15 protein-coding genes are annotated in these 19,595 nt (G+C 37.0%); 1 reads left to right on the top strand and 14 read right to left on the bottom strand.

Going from position 1 to position 19,595, the window contains the following annotated elements; genetic code table 11:
* Nucleotides 1-25: 25 nt before the first annotated feature.
* The 7 genes from SOP96_RS06680 to SOP96_RS06650 all read right to left on the bottom strand — a co-directional run bounded on the left by SOP96_RS06680 (nucleotide 26) and on the right by SOP96_RS06650 (nucleotide 10,425).
* The gene (locus SOP96_RS06680; protein ID WP_326320220.1) at nucleotides 26-496 is read right to left on the bottom strand and encodes a hypothetical protein; all 471 of its coding nucleotides are present in this window, start codon (nucleotides 494-496) and stop codon (nucleotides 26-28) included.
* A 5-nt stretch (nucleotides 497-501) separates the two neighbouring features.
* The gene (locus SOP96_RS06675) at nucleotides 502-1,434 is read right to left on the bottom strand and encodes a hypothetical protein (RefSeq protein ID WP_326320219.1); all 933 of its coding nucleotides are present in this window, start codon (nucleotides 1,432-1,434) and stop codon (nucleotides 502-504) included.
* Between the two features lie 372 nt (nucleotides 1,435-1,806).
* Nucleotides 1,807-3,501 carry an AraC family transcriptional regulator gene (locus SOP96_RS06670; RefSeq protein ID WP_326320218.1) on the bottom strand — a complete coding sequence of 565 codons (1,695 nt, stop codon included), beginning with the start codon at nucleotides 3,499-3,501 and terminating at the stop codon, nucleotides 1,807-1,809.
* Between the two features lie 586 nt (nucleotides 3,502-4,087).
* A complete protein-coding gene (locus SOP96_RS06665; RefSeq protein WP_326320217.1) occupies nucleotides 4,088-5,533 on the bottom strand; it encodes a TolC family protein in 1,446 nt (481 codons plus the stop codon).
* Nucleotides 5,520-8,714 carry an efflux RND transporter permease subunit gene (locus SOP96_RS06660; protein ID WP_326320216.1) on the bottom strand — a complete coding sequence of 1,065 codons (3,195 nt, stop codon included), beginning with the start codon at nucleotides 8,712-8,714 and terminating at the stop codon, nucleotides 5,520-5,522. Before SOP96_RS06660 ends, SOP96_RS06665 begins: the two co-directional genes overlap by 14 nt.
* 91 nt (nucleotides 8,715-8,805) lie before the next feature.
* Nucleotides 8,806-9,888 (bottom strand): efflux RND transporter periplasmic adaptor subunit, encoded by a 1,083-nt coding sequence (locus SOP96_RS06655; RefSeq protein ID WP_326320215.1) that lies wholly within the window; start codon nucleotides 9,886-9,888, stop codon nucleotides 8,806-8,808.
* Between the two features lie 147 nt (nucleotides 9,889-10,035).
* On the bottom strand, nucleotides 10,036-10,425 hold the full coding sequence (locus SOP96_RS06650; protein WP_326320214.1) for a hypothetical protein: 390 nt from the start codon (nucleotides 10,423-10,425) through the stop codon (nucleotides 10,036-10,038).
* Nucleotides 10,426-10,970: 545 nt separating this feature from the next.
* Between SOP96_RS06650 and SOP96_RS06645 the strand changes: the two genes are divergently transcribed.
* The gene (locus SOP96_RS06645) at nucleotides 10,971-11,369 is read left to right on the top strand and encodes a hypothetical protein (protein WP_326320213.1); all 399 of its coding nucleotides are present in this window, start codon (nucleotides 10,971-10,973) and stop codon (nucleotides 11,367-11,369) included.
* A 58-nt stretch (nucleotides 11,370-11,427) separates the two neighbouring features.
* On the opposite strand, the gene SOP96_RS06640 is transcribed toward SOP96_RS06645, so the two are convergent.
* From SOP96_RS06640 to glmS, 7 genes are all read right to left on the bottom strand, one after another.
* Nucleotides 11,428-11,688, bottom strand: a complete 261-nt coding sequence (locus SOP96_RS06640) for a SemiSWEET transporter (RefSeq protein WP_326320212.1) — start codon at nucleotides 11,686-11,688, stop codon at nucleotides 11,428-11,430.
* 55 nt (nucleotides 11,689-11,743) lie between these two features.
* Nucleotides 11,744-12,784, bottom strand: coding sequence for an NAD(P)/FAD-dependent oxidoreductase (locus SOP96_RS06635; protein ID WP_326320211.1), 1,041 nt, complete (start codon nucleotides 12,782-12,784; stop codon nucleotides 11,744-11,746).
* A 55-nt stretch (nucleotides 12,785-12,839) separates the two neighbouring features.
* Nucleotides 12,840-13,778 (bottom strand): type IX secretion system ring subunit PorN/GldN, encoded by a 939-nt coding sequence (gene porN, locus SOP96_RS06630; RefSeq protein WP_326320210.1) that lies wholly within the window; start codon nucleotides 13,776-13,778, stop codon nucleotides 12,840-12,842.
* A 15-nt stretch (nucleotides 13,779-13,793) separates the two neighbouring features.
* Nucleotides 13,794-15,386: a type IX secretion system motor protein PorM/GldM gene (porM, locus tag SOP96_RS06625; RefSeq protein ID WP_326320209.1), complete on the bottom strand. Its 1,593-nt coding sequence runs from the start codon at nucleotides 15,384-15,386 to the stop codon at nucleotides 13,794-13,796.
* A 46-nt stretch (nucleotides 15,387-15,432) separates the two neighbouring features.
* Nucleotides 15,433-16,125 carry a type IX secretion system motor protein PorL/GldL gene (gene porL / locus SOP96_RS06620; RefSeq protein WP_326320208.1) on the bottom strand — a complete coding sequence of 231 codons (693 nt, stop codon included), beginning with the start codon at nucleotides 16,123-16,125 and terminating at the stop codon, nucleotides 15,433-15,435.
* 60 nt (nucleotides 16,126-16,185) lie between these two features.
* Nucleotides 16,186-17,604, bottom strand: coding sequence for a T9SS ring complex lipoprotein PorK/GldK (gene porK, locus SOP96_RS06615; RefSeq protein WP_326320207.1), 1,419 nt, complete (start codon nucleotides 17,602-17,604; stop codon nucleotides 16,186-16,188).
* Nucleotides 17,605-17,712: 108 nt separating this feature from the next.
* Entirely contained in the window at nucleotides 17,713-19,566 is a 1,854-nt protein-coding gene (glmS, locus tag SOP96_RS06610; protein ID WP_326320206.1) for a glutamine--fructose-6-phosphate transaminase (isomerizing), read from the bottom strand.
* Between the last annotated feature and the right edge of the window lie 29 nt (nucleotides 19,567-19,595).

Genomic DNA, 19,595 nt, shown 5'->3' with positions numbered 1-19,595 from the left:
TAATAATTATTTTGGTTGTAAGTTTTTATCGTTTGGTGATATTTTTACTGAATGCTCTTCCGTCTTTTAATGTAAAGTGTATTACATAGACTCCCCAATCATAGCCGGTCATGTTGATTTTCAGCTTCCTGTTAAGATCCGGGATATTCTGCTGCTGGAACTTCCAGTGTACCGTACTGTGCTGGTATAATGAAACAGATTCGATAAGCCCGTCTACTTCTTCTGTCCAATCTATTGTAAGGTAATCATTAACCGGAACAGGATATAATCTGACCTGCTTCCAGAAAGCCTTTTCATCAATGACAGATTCTTCTTTTACAGTTGTCACTTTTACTTCTTCAACTTTTTTTGATTCTTCCGGAGCTGTTTTAGCAGCCGAATTGGTTCCGCGGTATCTTTGATTTCCGGCTTCATCATACTTAAAATAAACTTCTGTTTGTGAAAATCCCAAAAATCCTATTGTCAAAGAAAGCAGAGATAGTATTTTTCTTTTCATAGCGCTCATTTTTTCTCTGAAATTAATTGCTGAACCTGTTTTTTGAGCTCTGCGATTTCTTCTGATTGTTTATGTAATTGCAGATTTTCTTCTTTAAGCTTTTTCAGGCTTTTTTCCTGCTCAATAGTATATAGCGTAAGCTCTTCAATCTTCTGCAAAAGTTTAATCTGGAATTCACCCACATTTACGCCTTCTTTTTCCATTTCTTTTGCCGAAGCGATTTCAGGAAGATGTTTTTTCTCTTTGATATGCTTTTCAACATCTTCAAGCTTAGGAAGATTGTAATTATTCTCAAAAACAAAGTCTGCAGTTGGAGTAAGCGTTACTTTTATTTCTTTAGCCTCAAATTTTCCTTGAAGAGCAGCATTACCGGCTGTTGTTATTTTCATTACCTCGGTCATTGTTACCGGAGAATTAATTGCTGTGGACTGTTGGTTCGTTGATAAGAATGAAAAGCCTCCATTGCTCATTGTCATTGCAAGTCTGCTGTTCAGTGATGAATCGCTTGATAACCAACCGTCAGAAACCGTATTGTCAGCTTTTACTCCAAAACTCATAAAAGTAGCGGATGAACTTCTTAAAGAACCCCAGTTACTTAGTGAACCATTTTGATATCTGATTGATAAGGCATTGATTCCTTCTGTGGAATGAGTGCTTCCGATTCTGATATTTCCAAGAACATCAAGCTTTTCTATGGGATCAGCATTACCAATGCCTACATTCCCATTTTTAAGCAATTGAATACCTAATCCGTCACTTGTTTGCAACCTTATGCCTCCATACCAATTTATATCCAGTCCACTACTTCCGGGAACTGGATAACGCGCTAAATAATAATGTATAGGATCACTGTTTCCATACAATTTATCAAATGGAATATCCTGAGAAAATAATAATTCAAATGTTAATAATGAAATAATTGAAATTGCTTTTTTCATGTAATTTAATTTTTAATGTAACATATATTTAATTTACTAATTACTTGATAACTAACTGACTATAAAAGATTATCATTATTATATAAATCTATAATGATACTTCACAGCTAAATATTATTTTGGCGATAAATTTATATAATAAAGCGCTATGCATTGTAAGTTTAATTTTATTCGATGTAAAAATAATTCTACACCGCGACAAAACTTGTCGTATTATACTTAATTGAAAAAATATTTTGAAAGATAGAATGAATGAAAAGTTTAGTTTTCATTGGTACTAGTTTTTTTACAAAAATAAACAAATACAGAATTTGCTGATGTTATTATTCATTAATATAAACCTAAGACTCAGGATATAAATAGGAAAGATTATTATGTATTACCCTCCATCTCCTGCATTCTCTTTTTAATAAAATCCGTAGGGCGTATCCCGTTGATTTCATAAAAAAGATCCGAGAAGTTTTGGCGTGAAGCAATTCCGCATTCTTTGGCAAGTGTTTCAATATTGTATTTCAAATACTTTTTATCCTCAAAAAGAAGATTCGTGATATAATTGATTCTTAGCTGGCTGAGATATTTATTAAAATTCCCGCCCTTGTGCTCATTGATTACCTGAGAAAGATAGCTGGAATTGGTTCCAAGTTGCTGGGCAAGCCGATTAAGGGTAAGCCCTTTCTGTATAAAACCTTTTTTAGTTTCAAACTTTTTCAGTTTACGGAGGAGCTCTTCAACCTTACCTTCATGCAGGTGCATCCGCTTTTCTTCAACGATGGCACTGGATATTTCAGCAGCATGGTTCTTTACAAATTTTTCTTCAAGCAATATGTATTGTTGCTTAATTTCTTTCGCCTTTTTTTGTCTTTTGGCAAAAAGCATGATGAGGCCAATGGCCCAGATAATTAAGAGAATTACAATTACGGTTACCAGATAATTCATTTTCTGGAGCTTATTTTTTTCTTCCAGCAACGTTTTGGTGTCGTAATCTTTATGGATTTTTGGAGAAAGATAGCTAAAATCTCTCGACATGATGCTGTCTGCTTTCAACAGCTGCCCCGTATAATACAGCTGTTTTGCCTGGTCTTTATTTTTTTTGCTGTAATTGATAAGGATCTCATAATTTTCCCTGAGTTCAGGAAGAATAAACTGATGCTTATTAAAAATGGAATCAATCTTTCTGAAATAAACAACCGATTTTTGTGCATCATTCATCCCGAGATAACTTTTTCCTATAAAAAAATAATTAACGGAAAGCCTTGCGAAATCCCTGCTTTTCCGGATGGAAGGAAGAGATAGGTAAAGATCCGACAAAGCCTTTTCATACTTCTTTTTCCTATATTCGGAAATGCCTTTTGAAAGAATAAAATATCCTTTTTCCTGTATATAATCTTTGTCGTCACCCGCTTCCGACAGTCCTTTTTCAACAGCAGCATCCATTTCCTTATATTTTCCTAAATGCCGGTAACAGATAATCAGCTGGTGAAGGCTGTTGAGGTATCCTTTTTTATTATTGTAAATTAAATTAGGATGGATGTCGGATTTCGATTTCTCTTTATAATATAAAAGACATTTGCTGAATAAATCGGCTGCTTCATCATAATACCCTAAATAGCTTTTCACCACCCCTATATGATAAAGGTTCTGGTGTTTCAGGTATTCGTTTGTTGTATTTTTTGAGTATTCATAGGCCTCAAGATATTCATTAAGAGCAAGCTGGTATTTTTTATAGTTGTAGTAATAAATTACTCCTTTATCCATATGAGCAACTATCATAAGATCTTTGTCTTTCGAAAGATTGGCCGCCCAGATCATGCTGTCGGTGTATTTCAGCTTATGTTCATCAAGAGGTGTATAAAAAACAGCATCTTTATATCCCTGAACTAATTTTTCATAATTCTTTTCCTTTTTAGCTTTGCTGATATAAAGCTGCAGATAAGAAAATGCCTTCTGATCGTTTTCTTCCAGGTCTTCATATTTTTTTCTCAGCTTATAATAGTCACTATATAATTCCTGAGACAGGAAATATTGGACGCATATGGTACAAAATATAAACAGTAGTTTTTTGGTCACCTTAGTATTATTCAATGTAAACAGCGTTCAAAATTACGAAAAACAGGCGGTTTTTCTCAAACAAGTTTGAAATAATATCTCCTATCGAATTATTTCTATTTTACAAATATAAAAATTGAAAATCAATAGATTAAATATTTTATAACTATCAATAAAGACGTCATAATTTATGAATAATGACAACAATAACTTTCATATCCGGATTTAACCTGATAATTTTGAAACCAAGATACAAGAAGGAAAATAAAAAAAATACAAACAGATAAAGATATTAAAGTAAAAAATTAAAAATATCCACTAAGGGTAAAAGTCAATAACCAGAAACATGATGATTCAATAATCTTACCGCCTTCCTTAACAGGGAAATTACTTTTGAGGGAGGCTGTTTTTTGAAAATTAAATTTAAAAAACTAATACCATTTTCTATAAAAACTAACCGGATAATTTAGCTGTTCATAGAGACAGGTAAATTAACAAAAGGCTTTTTCAAGTGGGCCTTCTCTATTAAAGTTTTCAGTTTTAATCGAAAAGAGACTGCCCAAAAGGGATCAGTCTCTTTTCTTTTTAAAACATTAAGGATTTATAATTACTTCCAGCCTCCGCCTAAGCTCTTATAAATGTCCACAACCGTACTCAGTTGTTTTTGTTTAGCTTCCACCAGTTCCATTTTCGCATCCAGGGCATCTCTCTGATTAAGAAGAACTTCAAGATAATCTGCCCTTGAGTTCCTGAAGAGCTGGTTAGCAATATCTATCGATTGTTCCAAAGCCTTGGTTTCATCAGACTTTAGCTTGTAATACTGATCTATATTTTTCACTTTAGACATTAAATTGGCAACATCCAGGTATGCATTCAGAATCGTTTTGTCATATTCGTACAAAGTCTGGATCTGTCTTGCATCTGCCGTTTGGAAATTGGCTTTGATCGCACTTTTGTTAATAAGCGGACCAGCCAGCTCACCTGCAAGACTTGCTGCCATTGATTCCGGTAATTTCACCAGATAAGAAGGTTTGAACGCTTCCAGACCCAATGTTGTAGAAATTTCCAAAGTCGGATAAAATTCCTTTCTCGCTGCTTCAACATCAAGCTTTGCAGCCTTCAGTTCCAGCTCGGCCTGCTTAATATCGGGACGGTTTGCCAGAAGCTGAGACGGAATTCCCGTATAAACCGTCTGAGGAATCATCGACATGAAATCTTCTTTTGACCTTACAATCGGCTGCGGAAAACGTCCGCAAAGCGCATTGATTTCGTTTTCTTTTTCAGTAATTTCCTGACGGATGGTGTATTCTGTCGCTTTAGACTTTGCCAGTTCCGCTTCAAATTTTTTCACTGCCAATTCAGTTGCCGCCGCCGCTTCTTTCTGGATTTTTGAAATCTCCAAAGCTCTCTGCTGCAGCTTCGTATACTGCTGAATGATATCAAGCTGGTTGTCCAATGCCAAAAGCTCATAATAATTATCTGCAATTTCTTCAATTAAATTAGAAAGTACAAAGTTCTTTCCTTCTACCGTTGAGAGATAATGTGCTATCGCTGATTCCTTCTCTGTTCTCAATTTTTTCCAGATATCGACTTCCCAGTTGGCCGTTAATCCTCCTTCAAAATTACCCAGCGGATCCGGCATTTCTTTTCCGGGTTCTATTTCCGTACTTGCATCACCTGCTCCTTCGCTGGTGTAACGGCCTACTTTGGAAACGCCTGCTCCTATTCCTGCGGAAACAGTAGGTGTTAACCTTCCTTTTTTCGCTAAAACACCGCTTTTTGCGATTTCAATTTCCTGCAAAGTGATCATTAATTCCTGATTATTTTTTAAGGCAGTTTCAATAAGAGACACTAAATTAGGATCAGTAAAAAATTGTCTCCATGGAGTTGTTCCGCTGTTGTTGTTGGCATCGCCCTGCTCTTCCTGATTAAAATTCTGAGGAACATTTTCTTTCACCTCGTCCTTTATGACAGTTGCCATTGGCGCCTTGCAGCCTGCTAAAACAAGCGATAAGGCAATGGCAGCTATATATCTTTTATTATAAATCTTCATGTTTGTCATCGTGTTGGTATGGTTCTGTTTGTTCTGTTAAAGGATTTTCCTCTTCATATCTCGCCAGTCTTGACTTTTCTGCAATCGTTCCGAAAATGTAATATAATCCCGGAATAATCATCAGCCCGAAAACAGTTCCTAAAAACATCCCCCCTGCTGCAGCGGTACCAATGGTACGGTTACCTATCGCTCCGGGGCCTGTTGCCATTACCAATGGAATCAGCCCTGCAATGAATGCGAAAGAGGTCATTAAAATCGGACGGAAACGGATTGCCGCTCCTTCAATTGCTGCCTGTGCCACCGGAATTCCTTCCTCTGCCTTCTTCTGAACGGCAAATTCTACGATCAATACAGCATTTTTACCTAAGAGGCCAATCAGCATAACCATGGCAACCTGAGCATAGATATTGTTCTCCAATCCTAATAATTTCAGGCATAAAAACGCCCCGAAAATACCTGTAGGCAATGATAAAATTACCGGCAGCGGAAGAATAAAACTTTCATACTGAGCCGAAAGAATCAGGTAAACGAATCCTAAACACACTAAGAAAATGAAAATCGCTTCGTTCCCACGGCTTACCTCGTCCTTGGAAATACCTGCCCAATCGATCCCGAAACCTCTCGGAAGGGTTTTATCTGCAACTTCTTTGATGGCGGCAATGGCCTGTCCGGAACTGTACCCGGGAGCAGGAGTACCGCTCACCTCGGCGGAATTGTACATATTATGTCTGGTAATCTCGGAAAGACCGTACACTTTTTCCAGATGCATAAAATCTGAATACGGAACCATCTCATCTTTATCATTTTTAACATAAAGCTTTAACAAATCACTCGGCAACGCCCTATATTGGGGACCAGCCTGAACGATCACTTTATAAGGCCTGTCGAAACGGATGAAACTTGTTTCGTAGTTGGAACCGATTAATGTGGATAAATTATCCATTGCATTTTCAATCGTCACTCCTTTTTGCTCGGCAAGATCATTATCCACCCTCAACATATACTGAGGGAAACTTGCAGAGTAGAAGGTAAATGCGGAACCCAATTCAGGTCGTTTTTTCAGTTCTTTTACGAAATCATTACTTACCTGCTCCATTTTATGATAATCGCCACTTCCCGCTTTATCCAACAGACGAAGCTCGAAACCACCTGCTGCACCGTATCCCGGAATGGAAGGCGGCTGGAAGAATTCTATATTGGCACCCGGAATATTTTTTGCTTTTTCTTCAAGCTTTTCTATGATTTCCGCCGCAGATTCTTTACGGTCTTCCCAGCTTTTAAGGTTGATCAGACAGGTTCCCGAGTTCGAACCGGTACCTTCCGTTAAGATTTCATAACCTGCCAGTGAAGAAACAGACTGTACGCCGTCAATATCTTCAGATTTTCTTAATAGTTCTTTAGCAATCTGGTTGGTTCTTTCCAGTGTAGAACCCGGAGGAGTCTGAATAATGGCATAAATCATTCCCTGATCTTCCGCAGGAATAAATCCGGAAGGCAATGAATTGCTTAAAAAGAATGTACAGGCACAGAACGCCAATAATAATGGCAAAGTGATTGTTTTTTTCTTCACCGTTTTGTTTAGCATTCCTTCATATTTGTTCGCTCCTTTTGTAAATAATCCGTTGAATTTATCAAGGAAAATGGTAATCGGAGTTCTTCTTTTGGCTTTTCCGTGGTTATTTTTTAAAATTAAAGCACATAAAGCCGGAGTCAAAGTTAAAGCCACAACCCCAGAAAGAATAATTGCAGAAGCCATGGTGATGGAAAACTGACGGTAGAAAACTCCAACCGGACCAGACATGAAGGCAATCGGAATGAATACGGATGCCATTACCAGAGTAATTGCGATAATTGCCCCGCTGATTTCGTGCATTGCTTCTTCAGTCGCTTTTAGCGGAGATAAATGCTTCTCTTCCATCTTGGCGTGAACCGCTTCAATAACCACAATCGCATCATCCACCACAACCCCGATTGCCATTACAAGGGCAAAGAGCGAAATCATATTTAAAGTAATTCCGAAAGCGGACATGACCGCGAAAGTTCCTACCAAAGATACCGGAACTGCCAAAGCAGGAATTAAGGTTGAACGCCAGTCTCCCAGGAATAAAAATACCACGATTGCCACTAAAATGAAGGCTTCAAAAAGTGTATGAACAACTTTTTCAATAGAAGCATCCAAAAATTTTGATACGTCATAGCTGATATCATAATGCATTCCTTTCGGGAAGGTGGTTTTCTCCAATTCAGCCATCAATGATTTTACATTTTTGATAACGTCGCTTGCGTTAGAACCATACGATTGTTTTACCGTGATCGCTGCCGAAGGTTTTCCGTTCAAGGTAGAATAAATATCATACATGGATGAACCGAATTCTATATCTGCCACATCTTTCAGTCTGATAAATTCGCCGTCCGGTTTTGCTTTAAGAATGATATTTCCGTAATCTTTTTCATTATTAAAACGTCCCGGATATTTTAGAATATATTCAAATGACTGCGATCTTTTCCCTGAACTTTCTCCTGTTTTCCCCGGAGAAGCTTCTAAGCTCTGCTGATTTAGGGATTCCATCACTTCATCCGCTGAAATGCTGTATGCCGTTAACCGATCGGGTTTCAGCCAGATACGCATGGCATATTCCCTTGTTCCGAGGATATCTGCGAAACCGACACCGCTCACTCTTCTCAATTCAGACATTACATTGATGTCTGCATAGTTGAAAAGGAATTTCTGGTCAGCTTTAGGATCGTCACTGTACAGGTTGATGTACATCAACATATTGGGTTCTTCACGGGTAATTTTAACCCCTTCCCGCACTACCAGCGGCGGAAGTTTGTTTACCACTGAAGAGACACGGTTCTGAACATTTACGGCGGCAACATTCGGGTCGGTGCCCAAATCAAAGACTACCTGAATGGATGCTTCCCCGTCGTTTCCGGCATCAGAAGTCATATATTTCATTCCCGGCACCCCATTTAGTCCTCTCTCCAAAGGAATTACAACAGATTTGATGAGCAATTCGTTGTTGGCTCCGGGATATTCCGCGGTGATATTTACTTTTGGAGGAGAAATGGACGGGAACTGTGTGATGGGTAATTTTATCAAAGATAAAACTCCCATAAATACGATAATCAAAGAGATTACGATAGACAGAACAGGTCTGCGGATGAATTTCTTAAACATGTAATATTATATTTTTTAGAAATAGATAATAGACGAAAAAGATGATAGACAGCGAGTCGGCATCATTTATCGCTTATCAATTATCGTATTTTTACTCTGCTTTTAATTTTAATGATTGAAGAACTTTTTTCGGATCCTGTTGTTTAACCTGAACTTTCTGATCATCTTTTACTTTCTGAACGCCTTCCAGTAAGATTCTGTCTCCTGTTGAAAGTCCTGAAGCCACTACATAAACATCCGGAAGTTCGTAGGCAATTTTTATATTTTTAGATCTCGCTACGCCGTTTTTATCCACTACAAAAATATATTTCTGATCCTGGATTTCATACGTCGCTTTTTGCGGAATGATTAATGCATTTTTCAATGGTAAGGTCATTTTTACTTTCCCGGTTTCTCCGTTTCTCAGAAGTTTATCCGGATTGGGGAATTTAGCTCTGAAAGCGATATTTCCGGTCTCACTGTCGAACTCCCCTTCAATCGTCTGAATCTGTCCTTTCTGTGTGAAGATATCGCCGTTTGCCATAACCAGATCTACCATATTGCTTCCTCTTGAAGCTACATTTCTCTGGTAATTCAGATATTCCGGTTCGGAAACATTAAAATAAGTGTAAATATCGTTGTTATCCGAAAGGGAGGTTAATAAATCCCCTTCATCTACCAAACTTCCCAGTTTCAACGGAATTCTGTCGATAATCCCTGAAAACGGTGCTTTGATGTCAGTAAAAGAAAGATGAATCTGCGCCAGCTTTGCTTCGGCATTTGCGGCATCCAGTTTTGCTTTCGCCATGGCCCGCTCGTTTTTGGAAACAATATTATTACTGGCCAGTGTGCTTGCATTTTTCAGTTCAATTGTTGCTTGGGCAACTTCTGCCCTTGCTTTCATCAATTCTGCCTGGTACAACTGAGGCATAATACGGAATAAAGTTTGCCCCTGATGCACGTACTGACCTTCATCCACATAGATTTTTTCAAGGAATCCTTTTTCCTGTGCGCGAACTTCAATGTTCTTTACAGACCGGATCTGAGCTACATAATCTTTATCAATCACGGTATCCATCACAACAGGTGAGGTTACCGGATAGACAGCAGTTTCTTCTTTTTCTTCTTTTTTCTTGTTACAGCTGAACAATAAAAGACTGCTTAGCGCAATGCCTGCGATAACTCTTTTAATCATAATTATAGAGGTTATATAAATCGTTAATGTTTTAAATAGGAAATGGCAATAAGAGGATTGACGGAATAATTGATTGCCGGCAATTACAACACACGATTTTCCCACCGAATAGCTAATCGGCAAAAAACGGGTTCGAAAATGTGAATTTTAAATTCTGATAGAGCGGATCAGAATGAATTTTTTAACAGAAGAATATTCTGATATACAGCTGTGGGTCGCTGATTTTAGTTTTTTGAAACTTTTTAAGCCAAAAATATAAACCAAGGTGAAAACACTGGCGAAAGCGACCATTGCTTGAAAAGTATCGGACAACTGGAAATCGTCTTCTGCAAGCTCCAGCGAATAAATATTGCTCGCATCATCGGCAGCCTGCTGTATTGAAAGTTTCTCGCAAGTTTGATTTAAGCGGTTCGCTTTTTTGGGTAAATGATGGGAAGTATGAGTGTAATTATTGTGTAATGTTCTGACATTAATTTTGTTTTCCACTACAAAGAGCAGAAAAAGACCCGTCAAAAAATATACGATATAATTTCTCATAATTTTCAATGCACAAATTTAGGTTTTCGATCAGCTATTGTTCAAGTAAAAATTGATTTAATAAGGAGCATTAACATTATTTAACACTACTTTAAATTAACTGAATTGGGATCTGAGATCATAATTTACTGTCATTACAAATATTCAAATTTTTAATTTTCAGAGCATTATAAAAAATAATTTCACTTTTACATGGTTGTGGCATCCGATTTGCTTAAGGTTGAAACATTAAAAATTGCGTTAAAATGTTAATATTTCATAAAATATTAATGAAGATTTAGAGGAATTTCACCCTGAATTTCATCATTAAAATTGTGAGTTATCTTTAACTGCTTTTTTAGTGTTCTGCGGAATTTGTTTGTAGATAAGAGATTGCGCTAAGTCAATTTATTTTTACTGTGATATATTAAACTTAGATAATTGGAGTTATTATCAAAAGAAGAATTATTAATAATATTTTATAAAAATTTAACATATTATCTTTAATAAAGCCGTAAATTTATAACTAATTAACATCAATACATAAATTGCTAAAAACAACAATTATGAAAAATATATTCCCCATTATTGCCATTGTTTTGGCTTTTGCTTTAACATCATGTAAGCATCAGGCAAAGGAAGAAGAGGTAAATCAGGAAAATCTTAACAGTACAGAAGCTGTAAGCAAGGATAAAATTACAAAAAACGTGTTTACAGATCAGTATGGTGACAAGCTGGAAGTCACCCTGAATGAGACTAAAAATACGGTAATAGTACGCCTTAATGGAAAAACGTATGAAATGAAGAAAAGCGATGAGCTTCCTGAATACACGGCAGGAAATCCCGACTATCAGTATTCTGATATACGCGGAGAGATAACGTTTTTAAGAAAAGGATACAATATGGTTTTATTTCATCATAAAACGGACAAGACATCTTCCGGCACAAAAATGGCGTCCTACTAAACTGCACCAACAATAGATAATATATCTGAAAAACACTTTTGTGCATCGAAAGTGTTTTTTATTTTTTCTTTTTATAAATCATGCAGCATATAAGTAAAATGATGTTTACGACAACCGCAAAGGCGTTGGAAAGTATAATTGGCAGCTCGTTTTTTATAAATCCGTACCAAACCCAGAGAGACAACCCTGAAATAAGTACCAGAATCATCGTCCATGAAAGGTCTTCAGCATTTTTTTCCTTCAATACTTTTACTAGTTGTGGAATCATTGATATGGATGTAAGGATTCCGGCAATAATCCCAAGAATATTTTCGTTCATAACTTATCTTTTATTCAGGATAAGAAATTTCTGTGCCGCTATGTTAAGATTACAACTATTGTGGGAAAAATCTTTTAAGAGCAATTTCGTCATGAAGAGGAATTCCGTTTTCAATAAAATCATATAAGCTTTTAGAAAAATAGCATCCATTTAGAATTCCTCTTGCACCAAGTCCGTTAAAAACATACATGTTGGGTTGTTGAGGATGTCTTCCGATAATCGGTCTTCGGTCTTTTACGGTAGGCCGGAATCCAAAGTTTACTTGTTCGATATCAAAATTGTGAGGGTAAAATTCTTTTAAGCCGTTTGTAAGCTGCTCTACCGCTGAAGCATCTACATCATAATGAAGCTGCTCCCGATCATAAGTTCCGCCATAAAAATAAGTATTGTCATTAAGTGGAAAAAGGAAATGCTTTTTCTTTATGGTAATATTTTCTGGCAAATGCTGGAAGAGTTTAACTTTAATGTGGTGCCCTTTGTTGGGCACGACAGGAATATCAGAAAAGAAAGGATTATTTTTCACACCCATTCCTTCGCAGAACACAATATGGTTGTATTTAAAATTTTTATAAGTATGGTCAGATGTGTTGATAGTAGAATAAATAAATTTTTCATTGATGATCTGCCGGTTATTTCTTAAAAAATCAAATAAACCCATGAAAAATCCGTTAACATCAAGTCTGGCAGACTGATTCACCTTTCCTGAATTAAAATCGTTTTTAACACCTTCTAAATGAGCGAAATTTTTGTCCAAAAAATAAACAAGATCATCATTTGCTGATTTTTTGAGCCAAAGCTTTTGCTCATTCTCATCATGAAAAATTCTGTGAATCGGTGCGTCGATTAAATAATTCTGGCCGGTATATTTTTCAATTTCATCTAACGTTTTCTTTAAAAAAACGATTTGTTCCTGAGCTTTCCAAAATGTGGTAAACTTTTTCAGCACAACCGGATTAATAATACCTGCTGAAACACGGGAAGCACTCTTTTTTTCATCCGAAAATATAACAAATGATTTATTATTTTTTATGAGCTGGTGGGCAAAGAAAAGTGAAGCATAACCGTCTCCCACAATAATATAGTCTACATTTTCCATAACAAAAAAACCTGAGTAAAAATACTCAGGTTTTCTATAATTGTCAAGTGAAATGTTAGTAATTCCACATATTATTTTCCATTTGCAGAATCTGATCTTTGATTCTGTCACTTTCTTCCAGCTGTTCGTCAGCATCTCTCGGGATATAGTCTCTGATTACGCCGTCACCAAGCCCTGTTGAAGACTTGAAGATCACAGAAGAAAATCTTCTTGCATTAATTAAATCATCGAAAGAGAGATCTGCAGAGGTATTTTTTCTGTTGTAAACATAATTGTTAGCCAAAATCTCTCTTGCATTCGGATAATATACCCAGAAAAGGTCGATAAGATCATTAGCACCTTCGATAGGTTGTCCATCAGGACCTACTCTACCAATCATTTGCGGATCTGGCCCCATTGCAGCAATTCCAAGAGGTCTGTACTTCAACTGTCCGTCTCTCTTATCAATGAACCACATTCCGAAAACTTTTAAAACTTTAACTTTTTCGGTAGTTGTTTCATAAACGTCAGTAAGTTCCTTTTTCTCCTGCTCAGTTAATTGACGTCCACTGTTGAGGATGTTTACAGCTTCATCATCAACACGAACACTCACCAACCTATCTTTAATTTGTTGAGGAGTAAGTCTTTGCACGAAATTCTCATCATCATAAACCTCCGTAATTTCACCGCTTAGGGCGCCATCAAGTAAAAGTTTATATAAAGATTTTGTTTCAGAAGATAATAATCCATCCGGATTGTTATAATAGAAAGGCTGATTGATTTTGTCATTCATATCAATAACCTCCCAAACAAACATGCTTTTCAGGATATCCTTCTCATCAACATAACCATATTCCAAAGGTTTTACGGTTTTGTCGACGATTGTATCTCCAACTTTCATTTTGTTCTCAGCTCTCATTTTTCTGAATTCTTCAGGCGAAGAAGCATTCAGGATAGTTTGGGAAAATGCAAATCCCGAAACTAATACTAAAAAACTGCTAATATATTTTTTCATAATACTCTATTAATTTTATTGGATATTAATTAATACTGGTGAGATATTTCCAACTCTCTGATCTCCTAAACCAACAGCTGTTGCTTTAATATCAAAGATATAAACACCGTCTCCAGGTCTTAGATTTCTAAACAATCCTGAAGCATTCTGTAATGAGTTACCCTGAATTTGTAAAGCCGCTCTACCAGGCACTCTTACCATGAACGAAGTTACGTTGAATGATACCGGGAAGTCAAAGTCAGGAATTACTGCAGACAGTGATTGATTTTCAACCGATCCCGCAGGCATCGTCAAAATATTTTTACCTCTGATCTGTCCTTGTGGTGGAGGTACGTTTTTAATTCTATATTCAAATACCTGAGAAATTGATTTTCCATAAGGATCTGTTCCGGATAGTGTAATCTTAAGAATATTTCCGGCACCTGGTTTTACATTCCATTTACCTGGGCCTGTACTTTTAACCGCAGCTCCCGGAGCTGATAATGAAAGCTTAGCATTATCCGCACCTAAGATAGAACCTGAAACCGGGTTATCAAGACCTCTGTACATTACGTTCATTTTATCCGCAGAAAGCAATAAACCTTTCTGAAGTTTCACTTCCTGAGGACCAGCAATCACATTATAAATATGGGTGAACGGGAAGTTTTGAGCTTTTCCAGTCGCATCTGTTAATGTAATGCTTCCACTAAATGTTTTTGGTCCAATACCACTTGTATTAAGTGAAGCTTTTCCTTTTCCATTTTCTACATTTATACCAGGACTCATAGTAATTTTATTACTGTTTGAATAGTTTCCTAACATTACAACTGCTTCAGCAGGCTTACCTGCAACAACATCTACAGGCGCCGATACGATGGCTTCATAACTTGTAAACTTGATGCTTGCATCTACTTTTTCCTGTAATAATAAGGCTAATGCATCAGACTGAACGTTTCTTGCATCATTCTGAATAATCTCAAGATTAGACAATGCTGCAATAAGCGGCTGGTGATAGAACTTATTCTGCAGCCATGTTTTATTGTTTGGCGACTGTCCTTTAGGATATTCAGCGATTAATGATTTATTGGCTCTGTCAATTAAATCTTTTAACTGGGAATTTCCTCCGAAAGTAGCATTGATGTAGTTTCTAACGTCATCAATTTTTTCTTTCAGCTCCATAGCTCCTTTTGATGCAGAATTTTCATCTCCATCTTTAAAGAAATAAGTTGTTGTTGCTTCGTTATTATTAAGCGCTGAAAAGTTTTCACTTACGTCAACTAATTTTCCTGTTTTAGGGTCTTTATCTACGAACTCAGATTCTTTTTTTAGTTTATCCTTAATCTGATCTGCATGTTGTACCAGCGCATTAATTTTCTGCTTGAGCTGCAGATATTGCTGCCAGGGCTGAGCGTAGGTATCCGGTACCTGCTGAGCTTTGGCCTCTAATGTTTTTTCAAAGATATCTTCGTTTTTTCTTTCTGTTAATAAACGTGTATCTTTCAAAGCAACCGTAGAGTCATAATATGATCTGATGATTTCCGCATCAATATTTAGAGCCATCATCGCGATGAACACCAAATACATGAGGTTGATCATCTTCTGACGAGGTGTCTGTTTTCCTTGTGCCATTCTTTTTTGTTTTAGTTAAGTAGTTAAATTTAGAAATGGTTAAGGATTAAGATTTCATAGCAGTTAACATACCGCCATAAACTCTGTTTAAGTTATTTAAGTTAGCTGTTAAACCTTGTAATTCCTGATTGAATTTTTCTGAATGTTCAGCAGACTTCTGCATATCTTCTACATATTTTTTAGCAAAATCAGACTGTCTTTGCCCGTTTTCCAGCTGCATTGCGTAAAGAGCATTCATGCTTTCCATGTGCTGAGCTGCTTTGTTTAACTGCTCGTTATATTTGTGAGTAGAAGCAGAAACGTCTACTGTTTGGTTGATCTGGTCTACAGAGCTTGAAAATTTATCAATTCCTGATCTTAATCTTTCGAATAGCTGAACATCCAATTTAGCATCCTGAAGCATTTTGTCTAATTTTCCTGAAAGAGAGTTTTCAAGTTCGGCAAAATGATCGATTGTATTTTTAGCTGATATATTAGAATGCAAAGGGTTTGGATTTGCATGTTTGTCTAATAATTCCGGATATACGTTTTCCCAAGCATAAGATTCTTCAGTTTTTGGCGGGTCGAAAGCGAAGATAATGAAGATAATCGCTTCTGTAATAAGTCCCACTGTAAGAGCAACGTTACCTGTGATAGGTCCAATGTTGATGTGAGTAATTTTAAGCCAAGCTCCAAGAATTACAATTGCCGCACCGAATGAATAGAAGAAATTCATCCAAGCATCTTTAGTCTTAAACATATAAGTTAGTTTTTTTAATGTTAAATAAAATTGTTATTGAAAAATAAAATGGTCTGAAAATTATCTGTTAATTTTTCTTGGCTTAACAGCAGCTTCAGGAATGTCTTGTACGGTTCTGAACCCGATATAGCTTCTTGCTGAATCTTTTCTCTCCCAGTCTCTTGTACCGTTCATCAACATGTATCCCACATCTTTCCAAGAACCACCTCTTACTGATCTTTTTGTATCAACAAGGTCTTTTGTAGAAGGATTTAAAGTAGATGAGAAACCATATGAAGAGTTGTTGTAAGCAGATGCCGTCCATTCAGAGACGTTTCCGGCCATATCATATAATCCATAACCGTTCTTTTTAAATTTCTTCACCGGAGCAGTATATGTATAAGTACCTTTTTTGTTGTCTTCCATGTAATCTCCTCTCTTAGGCTTGAAGTTTGCCAGGTAGCAACCTCTGTCGTCCATTAAGTAAGGACCTCCCCAAGGGTAAGTAGCATTTTGCATTCCTCCTCTTGCAGCATATTCCCATTCTATTTCCGTTGGAAGTCTGAATTGCAATGGTCTTTGCTTTCTTCTTTTTAAACTTTCGTTATAGTCGGATTTCAATTTAGATCTGAAGTTACAGTATGCTCTTGCCTGATCCCAGGTAACTCCTACAACAGGATAATCCTTGTAAGCTTTGTGCCAGAAATACTGTTCGAACAATGGCTCGTTGTAAGCAAAGTGGAAATCTTTTACCCAAACTGTTGTGTCGGGATAGATAGCGATGCTTTCACTTCTTAAATAGTTTACGCCTCTTTCTTTTTCAGCCATGGCTACATCCATGTCTCCCCATCTGTATGTATACTTAAGCTTGCTAACATCAAGGATTCTTTCATTACCTACTCTCGAAGAAGCAGGTAAATACATAGATTCAAGAACTTCTGCATATTCTACATCCGGGTATTTGGAGGTGTTCCAATGCAATGGAACTTTCCAGTCAATTTTTTTGGTAGGATCGAAAGTACTTTCGTCTCCGCCTCCCTGTGCTTCTAAATATTCCTGATATGGTGTTAAATTTTCTTCTTTTTGAGCAAGGTATGCGTAATCTCCTATGCTTGTTCCTCTTCCCTTACCTTCACCGCCTTCACCGGCAGCTTCAGCAAGAAGTGTTCTTGCGATAGAATCTCTTACATAGTTGATAAATACTCTGTACTCAGCATTTGTAGTTTCTGCTTCATCCATGAAGAAAGAGGAAACAGTAACTGTTTTTGCCTGAGCTTTTTCAGGACTGTCTGTAAAGTCCTGATCAGTTAGCCCCGCAACAAATGATCCTGCAGGAATTGCAACCATGCCGTATGGTCTTTCTGCAACAAATGATTTTGTTTTTTCTCTTGGTATCAACTCTCCTTTTGTTCCTGGTTTCCCCACAGAAGAAGTACCACCACCTGAACAAGATACCGACGCTACTGACGCAGACAATAATAAAAGAAATATCCTTTTCATGTTAATTTTTATAATTAAGCCGTAAATATATAATTTTTTTAAGAAACTTTTAAGATTTTTTTTGAAATAACGAAAGAAATCTAAATTTATTTTATTTACAAGTATTTTTTATTCCACAGTTACAGATTTTGCGAGGTTTCTCGGCTGGTCTACATTGGCTCCTCTGTACACTGCAATATAATATGCTAAGAGCTGTAAAGGCACTGATGCGATAATCGGCGAGAAACATTCTGACGTTTCAGGGATTTCGATCACATAGTCTGACATTTCGCTTACCTGTGTATCTCCAATATTTACCACCGATATTACTTTTCCTTTTCTTGCCTTGATTTCCTGAACGTTGCTTACGATCTTATCATAATGTCCTTTTTTCGGAGCGATGATAACAATCGGCATATTTTCATCAATCAAAGCAATCGGGCCGTGTTTCATTTCCGCAGCAGGATATCCTTCTGCATGGATGTAGGAAATCTCCTTAAGCTTTAAAGCCCCTTCCAGCGCAGCAGGATAATTGTACCCTCTTCCGAGATACAGGAAGTTGGTAGCATTGACGAAATCTTTGGCAATATTTTGCACAAGCTCATGGGTTGAACTTAATACATCTTCAATCTTTTTAGGAATAGCATCCAATTCAGCAATTAAGCTCATGAACTCTGCGTTTCCTAAATTCCCGTTATGCTTCCCTAATTTAAGAGCAATTAAAGAGAGAATCGTAAGCTGCGCCGTGAAAGCTTTTGTAGAAGCTACCCCGATTTCAGGTCCGGCGTGTGTATAAGATCCTGCATCTGTAATTCTTGCAATAGAAGAATCTACAACATTACAGATCCCGTAAATAAATGCACCTCTTTCTTTTGCCAGTTTAAGGGCTGCCATTGTATCTGCAGTTTCCCCGGACTGGGAAATTGCAATAACAACGTCTTTATCTGTGATAATTGGGTTTCTGTATCTGAATTCAGATGCATATTCTACCTCAACAGGAATTCTTGCATATTCTTCAATAAGATATTCACCGATAAGGCCTGCATGCCATGAAGTTCCGCAGGCAATGATAATAATTCTGTTGGCATTTTTGAATCTTTCGATATGATCCCAGATTCCGGCCATCTTGATAACTCCTTCGTCTACGAGCAATCTTCCTCTCATGGTATCATGAACAGATTTTGGCTGTTCGAAAATTTCTTTCAGCATAAAATGCTCATATCCGCTTTTTTCAATCTGTTCCAGACTTAGTTTAAGCTTCTGTATTTCAGGTATGATTTTGGAGTTCTCTGTAATTGTTCTTATATCTACTCCGTTTTCCAGTGAAATAGTAGCCATATGGCCTTCTTCAAGATAAATAGCTTCTTTTGTAAATTCAACGAAAGGAGATGCATCTGAAGCGATGAAATATTCTTTATCCCCGATTCCGATAGCCAGAGGAGAGCCTAATCTTCCTACAACAAGTACTCCAGGATAGTCTTCGTGCATTACGGTAATAGCATAAGCTCCGTATACTTCATTTAAAGCATATCTTACAGCAGTGGGAAAATCTGTTTCTGCGTTAAGATCCATAAAATACTGAACAAGATTTACCAAAACTTCGGTATCGGTTTCAGATTTGAAGGTGAATCCTTTTTCCGTAAGCATTGTCTTAATGGTATCATAATTTTCTATGATTCCATTGTGAATAATGGCAAGCTTACCGTTATTAGACAAGTGAGGGTGAGAGTTTCTGTCACTCGGAACTCCGTGGGTTGCCCAACGGGTATGTCCCATCCCGATTTTAGCTTTTCCTTTTAACTGACTGGAAATATTTACAAGATCCTCAACTTTACCTTTCGTTTTTTCAACTTCAAGTTTGTTATTTCCGTCTTCCAAAACAATTCCGGCACTGTCGTAGCCTCTGTATTCTAATCTTCTAAGACCATTAATTACTATATCGTAAGCGTCTTGAAAACCTGTATATCCAACGATTCCGCACATAATTATATCAAGTGTTTAAGTGTTTTTCT

Source organism: Chryseobacterium salviniae, from assembly GCF_035819015.1.
Classification (GTDB): Bacteria; Bacteroidota; Bacteroidia; order Flavobacteriales; family Weeksellaceae; genus Chryseobacterium; species Chryseobacterium salviniae.
The sequence above is the reverse complement of the archived record's forward strand: the minus strand, read 5'-3'. Positions and strand labels throughout refer to the sequence as shown.